This window comes from Chromobacterium alkanivorans (assembly GCF_016937655.1).
GTDB lineage: Bacteria > Pseudomonadota > Gammaproteobacteria > Burkholderiales > Chromobacteriaceae > Chromobacterium > Chromobacterium alkanivorans.
Genome location: NZ_JAFHKL010000003.1, coordinates 278,596 through 301,294, shown reverse-complemented (window position 1 = coordinate 301,294; position 22,699 = coordinate 278,596). Strand labels below are relative to the sequence as shown.

Here is a 22,699-nt window from a genome sequence, read left to right as displayed (position 1 = left end):
GATTATGTTTGGCAAAGGTGGCATCGCCGGCCTGATGAAGCAGGCTCAGCAAATGCAGGACAATATGAAGAAGGCGCAGGAAGAACTGGCCAAGGTGGAAGTGGAAGGCCAATCCGGCGCCGGCATGGTCAAGGTGGTGATGACCTGCTCCCACGACGTCAAGCGCATCAGCCTGGACGACAGCCTGCTGGACGACGCCAAGGAAGACAAGGAAATGCTGGAAGACCTGATCGCCGCCGCGTTCAACGACGCGGTGCGCAAGGTCGAGGCCACCACCCAGGAAAAGATGTCCGGTTTTTCCGCCGGCCTGAACCTGCCGGCCGGCATGAAGCTGCCGTTCTGATCGCGTCGGTTTCGGCATCCGGATGGCTCGGCGCGCGCCGGGCCATTTTTGCGTTGACCCTGGGGTAGCCATGCGCCGATTCGCCCATTTCACCGTGCGCAGCCGCCTGCGCGCCGACGCCGACCGGGTGTGGGCGCACGCGACCAGCGCCGCCGGCATCAACGACGAATTGCGGCCCTGGCTCGGCATGCGCTTGCCGGGCAAGGTTCTGCCCGCCGGGCTGACGCCGCCGGCGCGCATCGGGCGGTGCTGGATTCTGTTGTTCGGCCTGCTGCCGGTGGAGTGCGACGATTTGGGGCTGACGCGGCTGGAGCCGGGCGCCTTCGACGAGCGCTCGACCATGCTGAGCCAGCGGCGCTGGCTGCACCGGCGGCGGGTGCGCGCCTTGCCCGAAGGCTGCGAAGTGGTGGACCGCGTCGGCTTCGCGCCGCGCGCGCCGCTGCTGTTGACACTGCATTACGGCATTTTCCGTCTGGTCTTTGCCTGGCGGCACGCGCGTCTGCGCCGCCGTTTTTCCCGATTGTGAAAGCGATGAAGAACCCTCCCGCTCTAGACCATCTGATCTCCGCCCTGAAAGTGCTGCCGGGCGTCGGGCCCAAGACCGCGCAACGGATGGCCTTCCATCTGTTGCAGCGCGACAAGAAGGGCGCGGACAAGCTGGCGCGCGCGCTGGACCGCGCGCTGACCCAGCTGACGCACTGCGAACGCTGCAACACTTTCAGCGAAACCCCGCTGTGCCCGATCTGCGCCGACGAAGAGCGTCGCCAGGATTTGCTGTGCGTGGTGGAGATGCCGGCGGACCTGCTGACGCTGGAGCAGGCCAAGTGCTTCGATGGTCTGTACTTCGTGCTGATGGGCCGCATCTCGCCGCTGGACAATGTCGGCCCGCGCGACATCAACCTGGACAAGCTCTTGGTCAGGGCGGCGGACGGCGCGGTGGAGGAGGTGATCATCGCCACCAATTTCACCGCCGAAGGCGAGGTCACCGCGCACATGATCGCCGAATTGCTGAAGGAGCGCGGCCTGAAGGTGACGCGCATCGCGCGCGGCATGCCGGTGGGCGGCGAGCTGGAGTACGTGGATCTGGGGACCTTGGCGCAGGCGGTGTACGAGCGCCGCGGCGTCGGCCAGTAACGGCGGGCCCGGCGGGGCAAAAAAAGCAGGCCGGACGAGCCGGCCTGTAACAGAGGAACATCTGAAGCAGTGGGACGGCCTGCCGCATGCGCGGCGGGCCGTCGCGTTTTTAGGACAGCGCCAGTTCGGCGGCCGCCTGCGCCGCCGGCTTGGCCGGGGCGTTGAAACGGTCCGCCAAGAAGGGCGTCACGTCCAGCGGCGGCGTCTCGCCGCGCACCAGCGCGTCCAGCATCACGCCGGTGATGGCCGAGGTCAGGATGCCGGTGCGGAAATGGCCGCAGGCGTTCAGGTAGCCGTCCACGCCCTGCATCGGCCCCAGGATGGGCAGTTCGTCCGGGGAGCCTGGGCGCAAGCCGGCCCAGCAGCGCTTGATGTTGATGTTCTTCATCTCCGGCAGGCAGCGGATCGCGCCTTTGACCAGGCCGGCGATTTCCGGATAGGTGTTGCTGACGTCGAAGCCCTTGTCCTCGGTGGTGCTGCCGATCAGGATCTCGCCGTTGTCCTTCTGCGCGATATAGCAGTCGCTGGTGGTGATGCAGCCGCGCAGCAGCTTGGGCATTTTCTCCGACAGCACGATCTGGCCCTTGACCGGTTTGACCGGAATGCCCACGCCGGTGGCCCATTGGCTCAGCTCGGCGGCCCAGGAGCCGGCGGCGTTGATCAGGGTGTGGCAGTGGAAGTCGCCGGCCTCCAGCGTGCGCACGCCGGTGACGCGCGAGCCTTGCTTGAGCACGCCGGTGACATTGGTGTTGAAGAACACGTCGACGCCGTTCTGGCGCGCCGCCTCGGTGTAGGCGTCGGTCAGGCGGAAGGGGCTGACCTGGTGGTCGCACAGGAATTCCAGCGCGCCGGTGGCCTCGTGGCTGATGTAGGGTTCGTTCTCGCGCAACTGGGCCTGGTCCACCCAGCGCACCTGGTCGGACAGGTGGGGAATCTGCGCGGCGATGTGTTCGGCGTAGAGCTGGTCTTCCTCGTCGTAGATCACGAACTTGAGCCCGGTTTCCTCGAACTTGAAGTCCATGCCGTGGTTTTCGATCAATTCCTGATGCAGGGCCGGGTACAGCGCGTTGGAGGCCAGCGCGAAATTGAAGAAGGATTCCGGCAGGATGTGCGGGGTGCTGGCGTCCACGGCGATGGCGGCGCCGGCTGCCTCGCGCTTGTTCTTGGCCGACGTCATGCGGAAGAAGATCACGCCGCAGCCCAGGCCCACCGATTCGCCTATCGCCCACAGGCCGCCGGCCGAGGCGCGCGAAGCGTTGCCGGGGCGTTTGGCGTCGATCAGCGCGATTTTCAGGTCTTTGCGTTTGGACAGCTGGTAGGCGCAAGAGGCGCCGATCACGCCGCCGCCGGCGATCACGATGTCGTATTGTCTGCTCATGGTCAGGCCTCTTCGGTTTCGGTTTGGAAGGCGGAGAACGGCAAGGGGTCCAGCGGGAAACGCGGCCGGATCCAGCCCACGTCCGCCTTGCCGGTGTGCTCGCGCAGGCGGTCGCTGCAATAGCCGACGCACATCTTGCCCTGGCAGTCGCCCATGCTGACGCGGGTGCGCATCTTCAGGCTGATCAAGTCCTGCACGCCTTGCTCCAGCGCGGCGTCGATGTCCTTGCGCAGCGCGTTCTCGCAGCGGCAGATCACCGTGTCTTCCTGCGGCAGCGCCAGCTGTCCGCTGCCGCGCTGGGTGAAGCTGTCTATGCCCACGCGGAAGCGCAGCACCGCCTTCAGTTCCGCCAGGTAGCGCTGGCGGTTTTTCTCGGCCAGTTCGGCGCTGATCGCGCCGCGCTGCTTGAGGATGGACTGGGCGGCGATGCGGCCGCTCAGCATGGCGGCTTCGCCGCCGCGCAGTCCGCCGATGTCGCCGGCCAGGTGGATGTGGGCTTCGCTGCTTTGCTGCCAGCCGTTGATTTCCGGCTTGAGGAAGCCGTCGGCGTCGTAAGCGTGGCGCAGGCCCATTTGCTGGGTCAGCTGGGTGCGGGGTATGAAGCCGTAGCCCACCGCCAGGGTTTCCGTGGCCAGGCTGACCGCGCGGTTCAGGTCCGGCGTCCAGTTGTCGTCGTAAGGCGCGACGGTGACTTCCTGCACCTCTTGTTCGCCGGTGGCCTCCACCACGCCCCAGCCGTAGTGCAGCGGCACGCCGTGGCGCTTCAGGTAGGCCAGCATGCTCAGGCCGTCCAGGAACAGCTGCGGCTTGTTCAGCATGGCCAGGGTTTCCTTGGCGATGCGGCCGAAGGAGCTGGCCTCGTAGACGCCCTGGACGTCGGCGCCGGCGCGGTGCAATTGACAGGCCACCAGCGGCAGCAAGGGGCCGGTGCCGACGATGGTGGTGCGGCCCAAGGGCTTGACCACGCCGCTCTTGATCTGCAGCTGCAGGCCGCCCAGCATGATTACGCCGGGCAGGGTCCAGCCGGGGAAGGGCACGCTGCGCTCGTGGCAGCCGGCGGACAGCAGCAAGTGTTCGAAGTCTATCTTCTCGACTTTTTCCTGTTCATTCAGCGCGTACAGCCATTGGCCGGCTTCGCCGCCGACGACGCGGGTGTTCAGCTTGATCTCCACCGCGTGGCTGACTTGGGCAAACTCCGCGTGCAGGGCCTGCATCGCGTCGCGGTAGCGTTCGCCCAGATAGTCCAGGGTCACGCCCTGGCGCAGCGGCCCGCGGTACACCACGCCGCCCAGGCGCGAGGCTTCGTCTATCAGGGTGCAGGGCAGGCCGTGCTTGACCAGCTCGATGGCGGCGGCCATGCCGGCCGGTCCGCCGCCGACGATGATGGGGCGCGCGCTCATTGCAGGCCCTCCAGCTCGATGCGGTTGGCCGCGGTTTCCACGGTCATGCCGGGCTGCACCACGGTCTGGCAGGCGCGGCGCTTGTAGCGGCCGTCGATGCGCACCAGGCAGCAGTGGCACACCCCCATGCCGCAGTAGGAGCCCATGGTTTGCTGGCTGTCGTTGCGGCTGACGCGGCGCAAGCCGACGGCGTTGAGCACGCTGAGCACGGTCTCGCCCTGCGCGGCGGCGACGGTGTTGCCATTGATGTTGATGGCGATTTGATCTTCATTCAATTTCTGAATGTCATATTTTCTGTCTAAATTTGGCATCGAAATAGCTCGTTCTGGTTCTACTGACACGAAAGGGGCGCCGGATGAAGCGCGGTGTGGACAGTCGCTTCCGGCCGCGAGCGATTTGGTCGCGTCTGATTTTGGTCAGACAATCAGGCGATGCGGCGATGACCGTGGCCTAATTATGATGAATCGCTTTTTAATTGTCGCAAGCATTGTTATCGCATTGTATGGGTACAGGCAATGTACAGATTACTGTGATCAGATATATACAGATTGGCGACGGCGGCAGGAGTGTGGCGAGCTATGACTGGGTAATTTTGATTTTAAAACAATGTGTTGAGATTATTTTGCGCGGCCATAGACCGTTGGGATAATGTATTTTTCTGTTATTTCAATGCGTATAGCATTTTCAAAACTGTGCATTATTTGATTATGATCAAATGGCTTAAAAAATGATGTCATCATCATTATTTTGGCCATTGGATATAGTGTGTTTCAGGACTTTTCTGTTTGAAACCAAGCGCTTGCCGCGCTTGGTCGGCGGCGTTCAGGCCGGTTTGCGCGCGTCGCGGCCGGTTTCGCTCTGGCGCTCCTGATGCCAGGCTTCCAGGGCCTCTTCCGCGTTCAGAATGTGCTGCCGCAGGAAGGCGGCGGCGCTGACCGCGTCCTTGCGGCGGCACAGTTCGAGCATTTCGCTGTGCTCGCGATGGGCGCGATCGCTGAAATTGGTCAGCAGAATCTGCATTCGGGTGTAGCGGTCGGTGCGGTTGTGCAACTGCTCGATCAGCGCCAGGGTCTGCGGCCGGTTGGCGGCCTGGTACAGCGCCAGGTGGAAGCGTGAATTCAGAATGCCCCAGGCGCCGACATCCCGTTGGCGCAGCGCCTCCTCGAACTGCGCCAGCAGCGCGCCGGCCGCGTCCAGATCCGCCTGGGTCTGCCGCGGCACCGCCTCCAGCAACATATCGCATTCCAGCAGCACTCTCACTCGCAACAATTCCAGCACTTCCGGCAAGGACAGCTGGGCGATCACCGCGCCGCGCCGTTCGGTGATGGCCACCAATCCTTCGGCCTCCAGTTGCCGCAGCGCTTCGCGCAGCGGCACCCGGCTGACGCCCAGCTCCTTGGACAGCGCCTCCTGGCGCAGTTGCGTGCCGGCCGGCCACTCTCCCAGCAGGATGCGCTGACGCAGCGTGTCGGTGGTGGTGGCGGTGAGAGTTTGGCGCGGTGCTGTGGTTCGGGGCATGGCGGTGTCGGCGGTTGCAATCCTCAAATTATCACAGGCGCGGGGAGGGCGGGCAATGGCCGCGGCAACGGCGGCGAGGCCGACGCGCTTCGCGCTCATGTTTTGATTTTGTATTCAATTATTGCTGATTTTTCTTGGGGGAAAGCTGATTTTTTCAGCCTTTGTCGTGCTGCAATGCAAGGTGATTAAAATGCAACAATTCATAAATATTTGATTTTATTGATTAATAAATTGTTTTTGATGTGAATCAAAGCCATTTCTTTGCTGCGGTGAGTGTGCGCCGTGCCTTGAAAATTGTATTCAAAAATCGACGAGGTTAGAGTGGCTCCATCACAAGCGAGGAGCAAGATCATGGCGGTGAGCGAATTCGAATGTCTCGATGGCCATACCTGCGGCAACCCGGTGCGGCTGGTGGCGAACGGCGGCCCGCGGCTGGAAGGGGAGACGCAGGCGGAGAGGCGGCTGGACTTCATCCGCCGCTATGACTGGATACGCACCGGCCTGATGTTCGAGCCGCGCGGCCACGCGCAGATGTCCGGCGCCTTCCTGTATCCGTCGACGCGGGAGGACTGCGACATCGCGGTGCTTTACATCGAGACCAGCGGCTGCCTGCCGATGTGCGGCCACGGCACCATAGGTGTGGTCACCATGGCGTTGGAGCACGGCCTGGTGACGCCGGCAACGCCCGGGGTGCTGAACCTGGACACGCCGGCGGGCAAGGTGGCGGCGCAGTACCGGATGGAGGGCGACAAGGTCGCCGCGGTGACGCTGACCAATGTGCCGTCCTTTCTCTATCTGCGGGACGTGGAGGCTGAGGTGTCGGCGCTGGGGCGCTTGCGGGTGGACATCGCCTACGGCGGCAATTTCTATCCCATCGTCGAGACGCAGCCGGGCTATCGCGACATGGCGGATTACTCGCCGGCGCAACTGGTGGCGATGGGGCGCGAGCTGCGCGAATACCTGAACCGGCATTACGACATCGTCCATCCGCTGGACCCGAACATCCGCGGCGTCCGCCATTGCCAGTGGACCGGCGCGGCCAAGAACGCCGGTTCCAGCGGCGCCAACGCGGTGTTGTACGGCGAGTCGGCGCTGGACCGCTCGCCGTGCGGCACCGGCACCTCGGCGCGGCTGGCGCAACGCCATGCGCGCGGCCTGCTGGCCGTGGGCGAGGACTTCGTCCACGAGAGCCTGATCGGCAGCCAGTTCGTCGGCCGCGTGCTGGCGGAGACCCGGGTGGGCGATTACCCGGCCATCGTGCCCTCGGTGCAGGGCTGGGCGCGCTTCACCGGCTACAACCGCATCCTGCTGGACGACGCCGACCCCTATGTCCACGGCTTCGAGGTGGCCTGAGATGAGCGCTCGCGTCATTGTCGTCGGCGCCGGCGTGGTGGGCATCGCCACGGCGCTGCAATTGAGGCTGGCCGGTCTCGAGGTGCTGTTGCTGGACCGCGGCGAGCCGGCGCGGGAAACCAGCTACGGCAACGCCGGCGCGCTGGCGGTCAGCGACGTGATCCCGCTGGCCGAACCCGGCGTCTGGCGGCGGCTGCCCGGCTGGCTGCTGGACCCGCTGGGGCCGCTGGCGGTGCGCTGGCGCTATCTGCCGACGCTGGCGCCGTGGCTGACGCGCTTCGCGCTGGCCAGCCGCCCGGCCAGGGTGGCGGCGCTGACCCGCGCGCTGGCGGCCTTGCTGAACCGCGCCGCCGCCGACTACGCGCCGCTGGTGGAGCAGGCCGGGCTGGAGGGCATGTGGCGGCGCCACGGCGCGCTGACCTTGTACCGCGACGCCGCCGAGCTCGAGCAGGCCTTGCCGGCCTGGCGGCGCAAGGCCGAGCACGGCGTGGCCTGGCAGGCCTTGGACCAGGCGGCGGCCCAGGCCTGCGAGCCGGCGCTGCGGGACGGCTGGGCGCGCGCGGTCAAGGTGGCGGACTGGTCCCATGTCGACGATCCCTATCTGTTCAGCCGCGGCCTATTCGACGCCTTCGTCGCCGCTGGCGGCGGTTTCGAGCAAGCGGAGGCGACGGCGCTGAGCGAGCGCGGCGGCAAGGTGGACGGCGTGGTCTGCGCAGACGGCCGCACGCTGGAGGCCGGGGAGGTGATCGTCGCCGCCGGCATCTGGAGCGACCGCTTCACCCGCCAGTGCCGCTACCGGGTGCCGCTGGAAAGCGAGCGCGGCTATCACGTCAATCTGCCCAAGGCCGGCGTGGCCTTGCGCCATTTCATCCAGTGCGCCAGCGAAAGCTTCGTGATCCTGCCGCTGGCCGACGGCGGCCTGCGGCTGGCCGGCACCGTGGAGCTGGCGCATCGCGACGCGGCGCCGGACTGGCGCCGCGCCGAAATCCTGCTGGACAAGGCGCGGCGCATCGTCGGCGACTTTTCCACCGACGGCATGACGCTGTGGATGGGCAATCGGCCGTCGCTGCCGGACACCGTGCCGGTGATAGGCCCGGCGCCGGACCGCGCCGGCCTGTATTTCGCCTTCGGCCACGGCCATCTGGGCCTGACGCTGGCCGCCACCACCGGCGCGCTGCTGCGCGACATGGTGTTGCGGCGCCCGTCCGGCCTGGACGTGCATCCTTACCGACTGGCGCGTTTTTAGAACGTGTTTACGATCTGCCGCGCCGCGGCCTCTCCGCGCCTGCGGCCTCGACGCCGCCGGTCACCCACCCGAAGCAGAGGAGAAACGTCATGCAAGCAAGATCGCCACGGTTGCCGAGCGCAACCCAGGTCGTCGCGGTGATGGCCGGTTTCATCGCCATCATGTTCCTGTTCCTCAATGTGCTGGACCTGCCGATCCAGCTGGCCTTGTTCAGCAGCTGGTTCCTGGTGATAGGCCTGGGCAACTGGTTGGGCCGCAGTTACGACGATATGCAGCAGGGCCTGATCCAGGGCATCTACAACGGCATGGTGGCGGTGCTGGTGCTGATCACCGTCGGCGCCTTGATCGGCACCTGGATCGCCGGCGGCGTGGTGCCGGCCATCATCTACTACGGCCTGGCCATCATGAGCCCGCAGATTTTCCTGGCCGCGGCCTTCATCATCTGCATGCTGACCTCGCTGGCCACCGGCACCTCTTTCGGCACCGCCGGCACCGCCGGCATCGCGATGATGGGCATAGGCTACAGCTTCGGCATGCCCTTGCCGCTGGTGGCCGGCGCGGTGATTTCCGGCGCCTACGTCGGCGACAAAATGTCGCCGTTGTCGGACACCACGGTGATGACCGCCTCGCTGTGCAAGGTGGACTTGATCGACCACATCCGCTCGATGATGTGGGTCAGCGTGCCGGCCACGCTGTTGACCACCTTGCTGTTTCTCGGCGTCGGCTTTTTTTATGTCGACGCCGGCCTGGACACCAGCCGCGCCGATCAGGCGATGCAGGCCTTGGGCTCGCATTTCACCGTCAACGGCTGGCTGCTGCTGCCGGCGGCGGCGGTGATCGCGATGCTGGCGATGCGGCTGCCGTCGATTCCGGTGATCACCGCCGGCGCGGTGATGGGCGTGGTCTGCGCCTGGTGGGCGCAGGGCATGCCCTTGCTGGACGCGGTGCGCACCGCGTACTTCGGCAACCGCACCGCGTCCGACATCGAGTTTCTCAACACCTTGCTCAACCGCGGCGGCATCGAATCCATGCTCAGCGTGATCGCGCTGATCCTGTTCGCGCTGGGCCTGGGTGGCCTGATGGAGCGCGCCGGCATCCTGGAGGTGATCAGCGCCAACTTCCTGCGCTGGGCCAATAATCCGGGGCGGCTGACCGTCTCCACGCTGCTGGGCGGCTTTTTCGGCAACTTCTTTGGCGGCGCGGCCTATGTGTCGCTGATCACCGCCAGCACCATCACCGAACGCAATTACGACCTGCAGGGCATAGAGCGCCGGGTGTTGTCGCGCAATGTCGAGGCCGGCGGCACGGTGACGGCGCCGATGGTGCCGTGGAGCGACGGCGGCGTGTTCATGGCGGCGACGCTGGGCGTGTCCACGCTGCAATACCTGCCCTTTCTTTGGTACCACCTGCTGGTGATCGCCATCAGCGTGTTCTACGGCTACGCCGACATCGCCATCTGGCGCGTCCGGCCCGCCGGCGCCGCGGCCGCGGCGCCGGCCTGAGCCGCGCGGCTTCCCTCCACCCCAAGCACAAAGGAAACACCCCATGCAACAACAAGGCATTCTGGTTCCCATCGTCACGCCTTTCGACCGCGACGGTCGCCTGGACCTGGCGGCGCTGCGGCAGCTGGTCGAGCGCTTCATCGAACAGGGCGTCGCCGGCATCGTCGCCTGCGGCACCACCGGCGAGTACTACGCGTTGGACGAAGACGAGCGCCGCCAAGTGCTGGAGTGCGTGGCCAAGGCGGGCAAGGGCCGGCTGCGGCTGATCGCCGGCGCCAACGATCTGTCCACCCGCGGCGCGATAGCGCGCGCGCGCCAGGCGGCGGAGCTGGGCTACGAGGCGCTGATGCTGGCGCCGCCGGCCTACAGCCTGCCGGACCAGGCCGGCATCGTCGCCCACTTCAAGGCGGTGGCCGCCGCCAGCGCGTTGCCCATCATTCTCTACAACTTCCCGGCGCGCGCCGGCGTGTCGATAGACATCGCCAGCGTGATCGAGCTGAGCCGCGAGTCCAATATCGTCGGCATCAAGGAAAGCAGCGGCGACTTCAGCCGCGCGCTGGCGCTGATCCAGGCGCGGCTGCCGGATTTCGAAGTGATCTGCGGCTGCGACGACCAGGCGGCGGACTTCCTGTTCTGGGGCGTGCGCAGCTGGATCAGCGGCGCGGCCAATGTCTTCCCCGGCGAGCAGGCGGCGATGCTGAACGCGGCCAAGGCCGAGGACTGGGCGCGAGTGCGCACGCTGATGGCGGCGATGTATCCGGCGATCCAGGCGATGGAGTCCGGCGGCTACAACCAGAAAGCCAAGCTGGGCGTGCGCCGCCACGGCGTCGACGCCGGCGATGTGCGCCTGCCGCTGCTGCCCTTGCCGAACGCGGAAGCCAAGGCTTTTCTCGACGCGCTGGCCGCGTTCGATCGTTAACAGGAGACGGAGATGGCATTGAACAAGGAAGTGGTATTCGACAGCGCCCGCGCCGGGAGCTTGTGGGCCGGCCTGCTGATTCCCGGCCATGAGGGCAGTGGGGAGCGGCTGGAGAACCGGACGCCGATGGACAACAGCCTGATCGGCCATGTCGCCGCCGGCGACGCCGCCGACGTCGACGCCGCGGTGGCGGCGGCGCGCGCCTGCTTCGAGTCCGGCGAATGGTCGCGCCGGCCGCCGGCCGAGCGCAAGCAGACGATGCAGCGCTGGGTGGCGCTATTGCATGAGCACGCCGAGGAGCTGGCGGCGCTGGACTGCATCGACGCCGGCAAGCCGATCACCGAATGCCTGAACACCGATCTGCCGGCCACGCTGGACACCTTCGCCTGGTACGCGGAGGCGATAGACAAGTGTTACGGCAAGGTGGCGCCCACCGGGCCGGAGGCGCTGGGCTTCATCGTCAAGGAGCCAATAGGGGTGGTGGGCGCGGTGCTGCCGTGGAATTTCCCGGCGCAGATGTACGCGTGGAAAGTGGCGCCGGCGCTGGCCGCCGGCAATTCGGTGGTGGTGAAGCCGGCCAAGCAGACCTCGCTCAGCGCCTACCGCATCACCCAGCTGGCGCACCAGGCCGGCATTCCCGCTGCCGCGCTGACTCTGGTCACCGGCTCCGGGCTGGCGGTGGGCGAGGCGCTGGGCCGGCATTCGGACGTGGACATGGTGTCCTTCACCGGCTCCACCGAGGTGGGGCGCTTGTTCCTGCGATACGCCGCCGACAGCAATTTGAAGGAAGTGGTGCTGGAGCTGGGCGGCAAGAGTCCGCAGCTGGTGTTCGAGGACGCGGCGCTGGAAGACATCGTCGACGACGTGCTGGCCGCCGCGTTCTGGAATATGAGCGAGAACTGCAGCTGCGGCTCGCGCTTGATCGTCGCCGCCGGCGTCAAGGACGCGCTGCTGGAGAAGCTCAAGCAGCGGCTGGTCGGCTGGAAGCTGGGCCTGCCCACCGACCCGACGGTGCAGGTGGGTCCGCTGGTGGAACAAGCCCATTTCGAGCGGGTGAAGGCCTATCTGGAGGTGGCCAAGGCCGAGGGCGCGCGGCTGGTTCACGGCGGCCGCATCCACGTCGAGCTGGGCAGCGGCTGGTATATCGAGCCCACCATCTTCGACCAGGTCAGCGCCAATATGCGCATTTTCCAGGAGGAAATCTTCGGGCCGATCCTGGCGGTAAGCACCTTCGACAGCGAGGAAGAAGCGGTGCGCTTGGCCAACGACAGTGTCTACGGCCTGGCCGCCTCGCTGTACACCCGCGATGTCAAGCGCGCGCAGCGCGTCGCCGCCGCCTTGCGCGCCGGCACGGTGTCGGTCAACGGCTTTTCCGAAGGCGACATCAGCACCCCCTTCGGAGGCTTCAAGCAGTCCGGCTTCGGCGGCCGCGACAAGGGCCTGGAAGCGCTGGAGCAATACCAGCAGACCAAGACCATCTGGTACGTGAACTAGCGTCCGGCGCGGTCTGATCCGCCGCCGACGCGCCCGGCCGGCTCCGCAGGCGCGGCGCCGGCCTGTTCCCGCAGCACCATGTCAAAACAAAGGAGAGACGAGATGAAACCCATTATCCCCTTGCGGGCGGCGCTTGCCGGCGCCGCCTTGATGATAGGCGCCTGGCCGGCCGCCGCTGAAACCGTGGTCAAGATCGGCTTCGCCTCGCCCTTGTCCGGCCCGCAGGCCCATTACGGCAAGGACAATGAAAACGCCGCGCGGCTGGCGGTGGACGACCTGAACGCGCGCAAGGTACAGGTTGGCGGCCAGCCGGTGCGCTTCCAGCTGTTGGCGGAAGACGACCAGGCCGATCCGCGCATCGGCACCCAGGTGGCGCAGCGCTTCGTCGACTCCGGCGTCAAGGCGGTGCTCGGTCATTTCAATTCCGGGGTGTCGATTCCAGCGGCGCGCATCTACGCCGCCGCCGGCATTCCGCAGCTGTCGGTGTCCACCAACCCGGCTTACACCCAGCAGGGCTATCGCACCACTTTCCGGCTGGTGGGCAGCGACAGCCAGGTGGGCGCGGCGCTGGGCCGCTTCGCGGTGCAAACTTTGAAGGCGAGCAGCATCGTGGTGATAGACGACCGCACCGCCTACGGCCAGGGCATCGCCGACGAATTCGCCAAGGCGGTGCAGGCCAGCGGCGGCAAGATCGCCCGCCGCGAGTACACCAACGACAAGGCCAGCGATTTTTCCGCCATCCTGACCGCGGTCAAGCCCTTGCGGCCGCAAGTGGTGTTCTATGGCGGCGCCGACGCCCAGGCCGCGCCGATGGCCAAGCAGATGAAGCGGCTGGGCCTGGACGCCAAGCTGTTGGGCGGCGACATGCTGCAGACGCCGACCTTTCTCAGCCTGGCCGGCGACAGCGCCAACGGCCACTTCGCCGGCATTCCCGGCGGCCAGTTGAACGATCGGCCGGCGGGCAAGGCTTTCCGCCAGCGCTATCAGGCGCGTTTCAAGCAGGACGTGGTGCTGCTGGGGCCGCAGTTCTACGACGGCATGATGCTGGTGGCCGCCGCGATGCAGCAGGCGGGATCAGTGGAGCCGGCGCGTTTCATGCCGGTCCTGGCCAAGCTCAGCTACACCGGGGTCAGCACCAATTTTTCCTTTAACGCCAAGGGCGATCTCAATAAGGCGGCGGTGACGATTTCCGAGGTCAAAAACGGCCAGTGGACGACGCGGGCGGTGATGCAGTGACAGGAGGCCGGCCGCCGCCCGTCCGGGCGGCGGCAAGGGGCCGGCTTCAGCGGACGTTGGCCGGGCTGAGCAGCTCGGCCAGCAGCGGCACGCCGGTGCGGTGTTGCAGAGGATCGAAGAAACTGAAGTTCAGACGCATCGCGTTGCCGGTGTCCTGTCCCGGGGTGTGGAACATCTGTGACGGCGCGAAGTGCAGTCCTTGCTGCATCGCCATCGGCAGCAGGCGGCGGCAATCGACGCCGGGCGGCAGCTCCACCCACAGGAAGTAGCCGCCTTGCGGCCGCGCCATCCTGCAATCGGCGGGGAAGTGGACGGCGATCTGTTGTTGCAGCGCGGCCAGATTGTTTTGCAGCCGCTGGCGCAGCAGACTGAGCATGTCCTCGTGATGGCCGCCGGCCAGCAGCCGCGCCAGCGCCATCTGGCTGGGCAGCGGCGTGGCCAGCGAACTGCACAGCTTCAGGCCCAGGATGCTGTCGCGGAAGCGACCGGCGGCGATCCAGCCGACGCGATAGCCGGGGGCCAGCGATTTGCTGAACGAGGAACAGTGCAGCACGCTGCCGCGCTGATCGAAAGCCTTGAGCGGCAGCGGCGCGCCTTCGCCGAAGTACAGCTCGCGATAGGTGTCGTCCTCGATGATGGGCACGCGGTGGCGTTCCGCCAGCGCCAGCAGCGCGGCTTTTTGCGAATCGCTCATCACCTGGCCGGTGGGGTGCTGGAAATTGGGCATGGCGATGATGCCGGCCGGCTGGTGCTGGATCAGCAGCGCCTCCAGCCGTTCCAGGTCCAGCGGCTGCCCCGGCGGACAGTTGAAGCCGACGGCGCGCAGCTCCAGGTGCTCAAGCTGTTCGAAGATGGGCGGGAAGGCCGGGGTGATCACCAGCATGCAATCGCTGCCGCTGAGGCGGGCCACCGAGCGGATCGCCAGGTTCAGCGCCTCCATGCCGCCGCAGGTGATCAGCATTTCCTCGCCGTCCAGCTCCACGCCCTGGGCCAGGTAGCGCAGCGCCAGTTCTCGGCGCAAGCCCTCGTAGCCTTCGCTGTCGGTGCTGGACAGCGCGTAGCGGTAATCGCTGAGCGCGCGGGTCAGCGCGCGGGTCAGCGGCGTGGTGTTGATCAGCACCGGGTTCATGAACGGGCAGCCCCAAGGCATGGGCAGCGCCATGGTCAGGTGCTCGGCGCGGAACTCGCCGGGATGGTCCGGCAGCGGCGGCGCCTGGCGCAGCGACAGCGAGGACAGGCCCAGCACCCGGAAGCCGGAGCGGGGCAGCGATTCGATCAGGCCCTGCTTTTCCAATTCGGCGTAAGCGCGTTGGGCGGTGGTGATGCTGACCTTGTGGTCCAGGCACAGTTTGCGCAGCGAGGGCATGCGGTCGCCGGGGCGCAGATGGCCTTGCTCGATGGCATGGCGAAAGCGCTGGCTCAGTTGACTGGTCTTGCTCATTGTATTCCTGGCGGTTGGGCCGCGGCGGCGTCGCGCCGCGGCATGACTCCTGATGGACTGCCTGGGCCCGTCGACGTTTGCTTGCTTCCGAAAAACGTCGGCGGGTCCCGGCTTCATTCGCCGATGAAGCTGGATTTTTCCCTGATCATACTACCGTCATGGCTCAGCGAGCTGACCACGAAGTAGATGTCGTGCGCGCCGCGGGTGGCGTGCTCGGGTTCGGCCTGCACCCGCACGGTGACGGTTTCGGTCCGGGTGGGCGCGACTTCGACAATCTGTCCGGGCTTGTCCAGCTTCAGGCTGGGCAGGCCTTCCACCTGGATCTTGAAGCGCTGCGCCTGTTCACTGGTGTTGATCAGCTTCAGGTTGTAGCTGTTTTCCAGCAGGCCGTCGTCGGTGGCGCGCACCAGGACCGCGCGGTCGCGCAGCACGTCCACCTTGAACGGTTTTTTCAGGATCAGCGCGGTGGTGGACAGGGCGATGATGCCGGCCAGCAGGCTGGAGTAGACGATGACCCGCGGGCGATGGCTGCCGCTGGGGCGTTCCGGCTTGCCGGCGGCTTCCAGCGCGGCGGCGCTGGTGTAGCGGATCAGCCCGCGCGGCGCATGGATCTTGTCCATCACCTGGTCGCAGGCGTCGATACAGGCGGCGCAGCCTATGCACTCGTATTGCAGGCCGTTGCGGATGTCGATGCCGGTGGGGCAGACCTGCACGCAGATGCCGCAATCGATGCAGCTGCCGCGCGCTTTGTCGGCGGCTTGCTTGCTCTTGCCGCGCGGTTCGCCGCGGCGGTTGTCGTAGGAGATGATCAGGGTGTCGTTGTCGAACATCGCGCCCTGGAAGCGCGCGTACGGGCACATGTGCAGGCAGACCTTCTCGCGCAGCACGCCGGCCAGCAGCCAGGTGAAGCCGCCGTAGAACAGGATCCAGAAACTTTCCCACGGGCCGTAGGCCAGGCTGGGCGCGGCGGCGGCCAGTTCGCGCACCGGGGTGAAGTAGCCGACCAGGGTGAAGCCGGTGAACAGCGAGAACAGGCCCATCAGTCCGTGCGACAGCGTCTTGCGCGTCAGCTTGTTCACGCTCATCGGCGCGGCGTCCAGTTTGCGGCGCGCGTTGTGGTCGCCCAGGGTCAGCCGTTCGATCCACAACATGATCTGGGTGTAGACTGTCTGCGGGCAGCTATAGCCGCACCACAGCCGGCCCGCCAGCGCGGTCCACAGGAACAGGCCCAGCGCGCAGATCACCAGCAAGGCGGCGAAAAAGATGAAGTCCTGCGGCCAGAAAGTGAGGCCGAAGATCAGGAAGCGGTGCTGTTCCAGGTCCAGATGCACAGCCTGTCTGCCGTTCCACTGCAACCAGGGCAGGCCGAAGAACACCAGTTGGGTAGCGAGAACCATGAACACCCGAACGTTGTTGAAGCGGCCGGTGGTCAGGCGCGGATAGATTTTGATGGGGACGGCTTGCTGGCTAGACATGGCAAAATGACCATTGGATGAAAACCCCTTATTAGTACTGCTTGGGATCGGTACAAACAATGAACAGTTGTCTTTGAAAATGTGTATACAGCGCCGTCTGTCTATATACAGATGGGAGCGCGGGCTTGGCCGCGCCCAGTGAAAACTTCAAGTGAAAACAATGGGTTTGCCGGTGCGGGCGGCGGGCGCTGCCTGGCGCCGGCCCGGCTTTGTCCGGCATCGGCCGCGTGGCGCTGTGCTGATCGCCGCCGCACAATAATCCTGCCGAGATTGTGGGTTTCGCGGGATTTTATCGGGCAAGCTGCGGGAAAAGCCGATAAATCCCGTCCACAATGATCTCCACCGACACCGCCGCCAGCAGCATGCCCATCACCCGGTTGACGATGTTGATGCCGGTCTGGCCCAGCAGACGCGACAGCGGCGAGGCCAGCACCAGCGCGCCGTAGCAGGTGATGGCCACCAGCAAACTGCTCACCAAAAGGTAAACCACCTGTACCCACGACGCGGCCGTGGTCGCATAGATGATCACGGTTGAGATGGTGCCCGGCCCGGTCATCAGCGGGATGGCCATTGGCACCACGGCGATATTGGTCTTGGTTTCGGCCTCCTCGCGCTCCACCTTGGTGGTCTTGGTCGGCCCCGGCTTGGCGTTCATCAGCGCGATGGCGATCAGCATCACCAGCAGGCCGCCGCCCACCTGGAAGGAGCCGACGCTGATGCCGAGAAAGCGCAGCAGGGTTTCGCCGACGACGGCGAACAGGCAGAGCACGATGGCCACGGCGATGGCCGTGGTCTTGGCGATCTTCTTGCGCTCCAGCTGGTTGGAGGTGGGCGTCAGGCTGATGAAGATGGGGATGGCGCCCAACGGATTGACCAGCACCAGCAGCGCGATGAATATTTTTGCGATTTCGACTTCCATGGTTCGGATCATACCTTTCGCTGGAGGACGCCGCATTCAGGCGGGAGACGGGAAGCGTCGGCACTGCGTCAGACCGGGTCGCTCCGCGTAAAAAAACCGGTTGGCCCCATCGGGCGCAACCGGTTTCAGCATAGCCGGAATTCGGCTTAGTCCGCGTTCAGCAATTGCTCCAGCGTGCGGCGGTAAATCTCGGACAGCGGCTCGACGTCGGCCACTTCCACGCACTCGTTCAGCTTGTGGATGGTGGCGTTGACCGGGCCGAACTCCACCAGCTCGCGCGCGATGCGTTTGATGAAGCGGCCGTCCGAGGTGCCGCCGGTGGTGGACAGCTCGGCCCGGCGGCCGGTGGCGTCGGCGATGGCGCGGCCCAGGGCCTCGGTGAGCTTGCCCGGCTGGGTCAGGAAGGGTTGGCCGGACAGCTGCCAGTGCAGCTCGTAGCCCAGGCCGTGGCGATCCAGGATGGCGCAGACGCGCTCCTTCAGCGATTCCGCGGTGCTCTCCGGCGAGAAACGGAAGTTGAAGCGGATGTCGCAATGGCCGGGGATGATGTTGCTGGCGCCGGTGCCGGCGTGGATGTTGGACACCTGCCAGCTGGTGGGCGGGAAAAAGGCGTTGCCCTCGTCCCAGCGCGTCGCCGCCAGTTCGGCCAGCGCCGGCGCCATCAGATGCACCGGGTTCTTGGCCAGGTGGGGGTAGGCGATGTGGCCCTGGATGCCGTGCACGATCAAATGGCCGGACAGCGAGCCGCGGCGGCCGTTCTTGATGGTGTCGCCCAGCGCCTGGTCCGAGGTGGGTTCGCCGACGATGCAATAGTCTATGGTTTCGCCGCGCGCCTCCAGCGCGTCCACCACCTTGACGCTGCCGTCCACCGCCACGCCTTCCTCGTCCGAGGTGATCAGGAGGGCGATGGAGCCGGGATGTTCAGGATGGCGGGCGACGAAGTCCTCGCAAGCGGTGACGAAGGCGGCCAGCGAGGCCTTCATGTCGGCGGCGCCGCGGCCGTAGAGCAGGCCGTTGCGGACGGTGGGCTCGAACGGCGGGCTGTCCCATTGTTCCAGCGGGCCGGTGGGCACCACGTCGGTGTGGCCGGCGAAGCAGACCAGCGGGCCGGCGTCGCCGCGGCGCGCCCAGAAGTTGTCGACGTCGCCGAAGCGCATGCGCTCGACGCGAAAGCCTATGGCTTCCAGCCGGGCTATCATCAGCTCCTGGCAGCCTTGGTCGCGCGGGGTCACCGAATCCAGCCGGATCAGCTGCCGCGCCAGTTCTAAGGTTGCGCTCATTTCAGCAGGCGCTCCGCCCAGTCGGCTTCGACGAAGCCGACGCTGATCTTGCCGCTGGCGTCCAGCACCGGGCGCTTGATCACCGAGGGGTTGGCCTGCATCAGCGCCAGCGCGGCCGGCAGTTGCTCGGCGCCGGCCTTGACCTCGTCCGGCAGCGCGCGCCAGGTGGTGCCCTGGCGGTTGATCAGCTTGGCGAGGCCGACCGCGTCGGCCCAGCGCTCCAGGCTGGCGGCGTCCGCGCCCTGTTTCTTGAAATCATGGAAGTGGTAGTCGAGGCCGTTGTCGCTCAGCCATTGGCGCGCTTTTTTGACGGTGCTGCAATTGGGGATGCCGTAAAGAGTAATCATGGGTGGGTTACAGGTCCAGTTTGATGCTGTCGAAGCTTGGCGGCTCGCCGCCGGTTTGCTTATCGTCGCCGCTCGCCGCTTTTTCCTTGCTCTGATTGATCAACCAGTACAGGTTGGTGGGCGAGTCGGCGTTTCTCAGGGCCTCGTCCAGGCTGATGCGTCCGGCGCTGTAGAGCCGGTACAACGCCTGTTCGAAGGTTTGCGAACCATCGCTCATGCTGCTTTCGATGGCCTCCTTGATTTTGTCTATCTCTCCGTTGCGGATCAACTCCGAAATGCGCGCGGTGTTGATCAGGATTTCGATCGCCGGCACCCGGGCCCCGTCCACGGTGGGGATCAGCCGCTGCGAAACCACCGCCTTCAGCGCGGAGGACAGGTCCATCAGCAGCGCGGCGCGGCTTTCCGCCGGAAAGAAATTGATGACCCGGCTCAGCATGTGATAGCTGTTGTTGCCGTGCAGCGTGGAAATGCACAAATGGCCGGATTGGGCGTAGGTGACCGCCTGGGTCAGGGTTTCCGGGTCGCGGATCTCGCCTATCATCAGCACGTCCGGCGCCTCGCGCATCGCGTTCTTCAGCGCGCGGGCGTAGGAGAGGGTGTCGAAGCCGACTTCGCGCTGGTTGACGATGGATTTGTCGTGGCGGAACAGGAATTCGATCGGGTCCTCCACGGTGAGGATGTGGCCGCTCATGCTCTGGTTGCGGGTTTGCAGCATCGCCGCCACGGTGGAGCTCTTGCCGGAGCCGGTGGAGCCGACCACCAGGATCAGGCCGCGCTTGAGCTTGATCAGCTCGCTGAGCACCGGCGGCAGCTGCAAATGATCCAGCGACGGAATATTGGGCAGGATGTAGCGCACCACCATGCCCACCGAGCCGCGTTGCCAGAAGATATTGATGCGGAAGCTGCCGAGGCCGGGCACCGGATGGCCCAGGTTCATCTCGCGTTCCTGTTCGAAGACGCCTATCTCTTCTTCGCTCATCAGGCTGTAGGCCAGTTGCTTGACCATGTCCGCGGTCAGCGGTTTTTCGTTCAGCGGCAGCAGCTCGCCGTTCTGCTTGATCATCGGCGGCGAGAAACTGGTGAAGAACAGATCGCTGGCGCGGCGTTCGGCCATCAATTTGAAAAACGGCAGCATCAACATAATCGTGCACCCGGAAGCGGCAAGGTTCATCAATGGAGCGGCTGTTTTAAAGTGTAGCCGTCCCGCGGCCAAAAAAAACGCCGCCCGACAGGACGGGCGGCGGCGATTTCATGGCGTCTGCATGGATCAGGCGGGTTTGGCGCCGCTGTTCTCGTCGCGCAGCGCGCGGCGCAGAATCTTGCCGACATTGGTCTTGGGCAGTTCGTCGCGGAACTCCACCAGCTTGGGCACCTTGTAGCCGGTCAGATTGTCGCGGCAATGCTGGATGATGTCCTTTTCCGTCAGCGCGCGGTCCTTGCGCACCACGAAGACCTTGACCACCTCGCCGGACTTGTCGTCCGGCACGCCGATGCAGGCCACTTCCAGCACGCCGGCGTGGCCGGCCACCACGTCTTCGATCTCGTTGGGGTAAACATTGAAGCCGGACACCAGGATCATGTCCTTCTTGCGGTCCACCAGCTTGACGAAGCCGTCCGGCGTCAGCATGGCCATGTCGCCGGTGGCGAGGAAGCCGTCCGGGCTCAGCACCTTGGCGGTTTCGTCCGGCCGGTTCCAATAGCCTCTCATCACCTGAGGGCCGCGGATGCACAGCTCGCCCTGCTCGCCGGGGGCGACCTCCTTGCCGTCCGCGTCGCGCAGCTGCATCTCGGTGGAGGGCACCGGCACGCCGATGGCGCCGTTGTAGGCGGCGAGATCCAGCGGGTTCATGCACACGGCCGGGCTGGCCTCGGTCAGGCCGTAAGCCTCCACCAGGGTGACGCCGGTCACTTGCTTCCACTTGTCCGCCACAGCCTTTTGCACCGCCATGCCGCCGCCCAGCGCCAGGCGCCAGGTGGAGAAGTTCAGCTTGGCGAACTCGGGGTTGTTCAGCAGCGCGTTGAACAGGGTGTTGACCCCGGTCATGCAGGTGATCGGGTACTTGCTCATTTCCTTGATGAAGCCGGGAATGTCGCGCGGATTGGTGATCAGGATGTTGAGCGCCCCCACCTCGGTGAACACCATCAGGTTGGCGGTCAAGGAGAAGATATGATAAAGCGGCAGCGCGGTGACGATGATCTCCTGTCCCGGACGGATCACCGGCTTCACCCACTCGCCGGCCTGCAGCATATTGGCGACGATATTGCGGTGCAGCAGCATCGCGCCCTTGGACACGCCGGTGGTGCCGCCGGTGTATTGCAGGAAGGCGATGTCCTCATGGCCCAGCTCCACCGGCCGGTAAGGCGCGCGCGCGCCGCGGGACAGGGCGTCGCCGAAGCGGACATGGCCGGGCAGGCGCCACGGCGGCACCATCTTCTTGACCTTGCGCACCACGAAGTTGACCAGCATGCCCTTGGCGAAGCCCAGCATCTCGCCGATGGAGGCCACGATCACGTGCTTGACCTGGGTGCGCGGCAGCACCTGCTCCAGCACATTGGCGAAGTTCTCCAGGATCACGATGGTTTCCGCGCCGGAGTCCTTCAGCTGATGCTCCAGCTCGCGCGGGGTGTACAGCGGGTTGACGTTGACCACGGTGCCGCCGGCGCGCAGGGTGCCGAACACCGCGACAGGATATTGAAGCAGATTGGGCATCATCACCGCGACGCGGTCGCCTTTCTGGAGTTTCAGCTCATGCTGCAGATAGGAGGCGAACTGGCCGGAGAGCTGGTCCATCTCGCGATAGCTGAGCTCTTTGCCCATGCAGGCCAGCGCGGGGCGGTCATGGAATTTCTTTACGCTGCGGTCGAAGACCTCGACCACGGATTGAAACTGGTTGATGTCGATTTCGTGAGCTACGCCCGGCTGGTAGTTTTTGAGCCACACCTTTTCCATAAATCCCGGTTTCTCCATCGTGCTGGTTAACGAGAGTCGCGCCAGCGTGTCGCGCGCCGGCGGGCGTCGTACCTATTTGGTGACTATATATTTGTTATGTCGCGGCGGCTTGGCCGCTCATGACGTCAAACTGCTGTTTGAGTGCCCGGTAATGTACCGTAACTGGAACCGCTCGCAAAGAAGTCCGGCGCAAACAGCCGTCGCGTCCCGTTGGAGGGGGGCGGTTCGCCGGTTTTCTTTTTCAATGGAATAGGTTACAATCGCGTCGGTTAGGGATGGGCGTTTCGCCCATTTTTTATTTGTGGAAAAAGCAATGGATGTTCGTTTGCTGCTGGAAAACACCCTGCCGGGTCTCGGCTACGAGTTGGTCGATCTTGAAATGACCCCAGGGGGCGGTTTTCGCGTTTTTATCGACAAGCCGGGTGGCATCACCGTGGAAGATTGCGTCCAGGTGAGCAATCACTTCACCCGCCTTTTCATGGTCGAGAACATCGACTACGAGCGACTCGAAGTGTCTTCGCCGGGCTTGGACCGTCCGCTGAAGAAAGAGGCTGATTTCGTCCGCTTCGCCGGAAAGCTTGCCAAGATCAAGACGCGCATGCCGATCGAGCAGCAGAAGAAATTTACCGGTCGTCTTGCCGGGGTCGAGGAAGACTCTGTGAAGCTGGATGTGGATGGCCGCATCGTGGCGATTCCGTTTGCCAATATCGACAAGGCCAGGCTGGAGCCTGAGTTTTGATGTCTGGACGGCCATAAGCCACGCA

At 65.2% G+C, this 22,699-nt stretch carries 21 protein-coding genes; 10 read left to right on the top strand and 11 right to left on the bottom strand.

Annotated elements, in window-relative coordinates; translation table 11 throughout:
• Window positions 1-4 precede the first annotated feature (4 nt).
• The 3 genes from JW897_RS07220 (at window position 5) to recR (ending at window position 1,477) form a co-directional block, all read left to right on the top strand.
• Complete coding sequence (locus tag JW897_RS07220) at window positions 5-343, top strand: YbaB/EbfC family nucleoid-associated protein (RefSeq protein WP_048412401.1); 339 nt, start codon at window positions 5-7, stop codon at window positions 341-343.
• Between the two features lie 70 nt (window positions 344-413).
• Window positions 414-869, top strand: coding sequence for a hypothetical protein (locus tag JW897_RS07215; RefSeq protein ID WP_048412400.1), 456 nt, complete (start codon window positions 414-416; stop codon window positions 867-869).
• Window positions 870-874: 5 nt separating this feature from the next.
• Window positions 875-1,477, top strand: a complete 603-nt coding sequence (gene recR / locus JW897_RS07210) for a recombination mediator RecR (RefSeq protein ID WP_048412399.1) — start codon at window positions 875-877, stop codon at window positions 1,475-1,477.
• Between the two features lie 109 nt (window positions 1,478-1,586).
• On the opposite strand, the gene hcnC is transcribed toward recR, so the two are convergent.
• The 4 genes from hcnC to JW897_RS07190 form a co-directional block, all read right to left on the bottom strand.
• A complete protein-coding gene (hcnC, locus tag JW897_RS07205) occupies window positions 1,587-2,855 on the bottom strand; it encodes a cyanide-forming glycine dehydrogenase subunit HcnC (RefSeq protein ID WP_048412398.1) in 1,269 nt (422 codons plus the stop codon).
• Window positions 2,856-2,857: 2 nt separating this feature from the next.
• Window positions 2,858-4,255: an FAD/NAD(P)-dependent oxidoreductase gene (locus JW897_RS07200; protein ID WP_205465645.1), complete on the bottom strand. Its 1,398-nt coding sequence runs from the start codon at window positions 4,253-4,255 to the stop codon at window positions 2,858-2,860.
• Entirely contained in the window at window positions 4,252-4,530 is a 279-nt protein-coding gene (locus JW897_RS07195; protein ID WP_275899845.1) for a (2Fe-2S)-binding protein, read from the bottom strand. The genes JW897_RS07200 and JW897_RS07195 overlap by 4 nt, the downstream gene beginning before the upstream one ends.
• 547 nt (window positions 4,531-5,077) lie before the next feature.
• On the bottom strand, window positions 5,078-5,773 hold the full coding sequence (locus JW897_RS07190; RefSeq protein WP_205465644.1) for a GntR family transcriptional regulator: 696 nt from the start codon (window positions 5,771-5,773) through the stop codon (window positions 5,078-5,080).
• A gap of 351 nt (window positions 5,774-6,124) precedes the next feature.
• On the opposite strand from JW897_RS07190, the gene JW897_RS07185 reads away from it, so the two are divergent.
• From JW897_RS07185 to JW897_RS07160, 6 genes are all read left to right on the top strand, one after another.
• Window positions 6,125-7,126, top strand: coding sequence for a 4-hydroxyproline epimerase (locus JW897_RS07185; protein WP_205465643.1), 1,002 nt, complete (start codon window positions 6,125-6,127; stop codon window positions 7,124-7,126).
• A 1-nt stretch (window position 7,127) separates the two neighbouring features.
• Window positions 7,128-8,372, top strand: a complete 1,245-nt coding sequence (locus JW897_RS07180; protein WP_205465642.1) for an NAD(P)/FAD-dependent oxidoreductase — start codon at window positions 7,128-7,130, stop codon at window positions 8,370-8,372.
• An 89-nt stretch (window positions 8,373-8,461) separates the two neighbouring features.
• Window positions 8,462-9,874, top strand: coding sequence for a Na+/H+ antiporter NhaC (gene nhaC, locus JW897_RS07175; protein ID WP_048412392.1), 1,413 nt, complete (start codon window positions 8,462-8,464; stop codon window positions 9,872-9,874).
• A 43-nt stretch (window positions 9,875-9,917) separates the two neighbouring features.
• On the top strand, window positions 9,918-10,793 hold the full coding sequence (gene dapA, locus JW897_RS07170; RefSeq protein ID WP_205465641.1) for a 4-hydroxy-tetrahydrodipicolinate synthase: 876 nt from the start codon (window positions 9,918-9,920) through the stop codon (window positions 10,791-10,793).
• A 12-nt stretch (window positions 10,794-10,805) separates the two neighbouring features.
• Window positions 10,806-12,287, top strand: coding sequence for an aldehyde dehydrogenase (locus tag JW897_RS07165; protein ID WP_205465640.1), 1,482 nt, complete (start codon window positions 10,806-10,808; stop codon window positions 12,285-12,287).
• Between the two features lie 102 nt (window positions 12,288-12,389).
• A complete protein-coding gene (locus tag JW897_RS07160) occupies window positions 12,390-13,523 on the top strand; it encodes a branched-chain amino acid ABC transporter substrate-binding protein (RefSeq protein ID WP_205465639.1) in 1,134 nt (377 codons plus the stop codon).
• Window positions 13,524-13,569: 46 nt separating this feature from the next.
• On the opposite strand, the gene JW897_RS07155 is transcribed toward JW897_RS07160, so the two are convergent.
• From JW897_RS07155 to JW897_RS07125, 7 genes are all read right to left on the bottom strand, one after another.
• Window positions 13,570-14,964 carry an aminotransferase-like domain-containing protein gene (locus JW897_RS07155; protein WP_048412389.1) on the bottom strand — a complete coding sequence of 465 codons (1,395 nt, stop codon included), beginning with the start codon at window positions 14,962-14,964 and terminating at the stop codon, window positions 13,570-13,572.
• A 113-nt stretch (window positions 14,965-15,077) separates the two neighbouring features.
• Window positions 15,078-16,439, bottom strand: a complete 1,362-nt coding sequence (ccoG, locus tag JW897_RS07150) for a cytochrome c oxidase accessory protein CcoG (RefSeq protein WP_048412388.1) — start codon at window positions 16,437-16,439, stop codon at window positions 15,078-15,080.
• 289 nt (window positions 16,440-16,728) lie between these two features.
• Window positions 16,729-17,358, bottom strand: coding sequence for a MarC family protein (locus JW897_RS07145; RefSeq protein ID WP_048412431.1), 630 nt, complete (start codon window positions 17,356-17,358; stop codon window positions 16,729-16,731).
• A gap of 146 nt (window positions 17,359-17,504) precedes the next feature.
• Window positions 17,505-18,638: a succinyl-diaminopimelate desuccinylase gene (gene dapE / locus JW897_RS07140; RefSeq protein WP_205465638.1), complete on the bottom strand. Its 1,134-nt coding sequence runs from the start codon at window positions 18,636-18,638 to the stop codon at window positions 17,505-17,507.
• Window positions 18,635-18,985, bottom strand: coding sequence for an arsenate reductase (locus tag JW897_RS07135; RefSeq protein WP_205465637.1), 351 nt, complete (start codon window positions 18,983-18,985; stop codon window positions 18,635-18,637). The genes dapE and JW897_RS07135 overlap by 4 nt, the downstream gene beginning before the upstream one ends.
• Before the next feature lie 7 nt (window positions 18,986-18,992).
• Window positions 18,993-20,120: a PilT/PilU family type 4a pilus ATPase gene (locus tag JW897_RS07130; RefSeq protein ID WP_231589188.1), complete on the bottom strand. Its 1,128-nt coding sequence runs from the start codon at window positions 20,118-20,120 to the stop codon at window positions 18,993-18,995.
• A gap of 132 nt (window positions 20,121-20,252) precedes the next feature.
• Entirely contained in the window at window positions 20,253-21,935 is a 1,683-nt protein-coding gene (locus JW897_RS07125) for a long-chain-fatty-acid--CoA ligase (RefSeq protein WP_205465636.1), read from the bottom strand.
• Window positions 21,936-22,248: 313 nt separating this feature from the next.
• Between JW897_RS07125 and rimP the strand changes: the two genes are divergently transcribed.
• On the top strand, window positions 22,249-22,674 hold the full coding sequence (gene rimP / locus JW897_RS07120; RefSeq protein WP_048412383.1) for a ribosome maturation factor RimP: 426 nt from the start codon (window positions 22,249-22,251) through the stop codon (window positions 22,672-22,674).
• The last annotated feature ends 25 nt before the right edge of the window (window positions 22,675-22,699 follow it).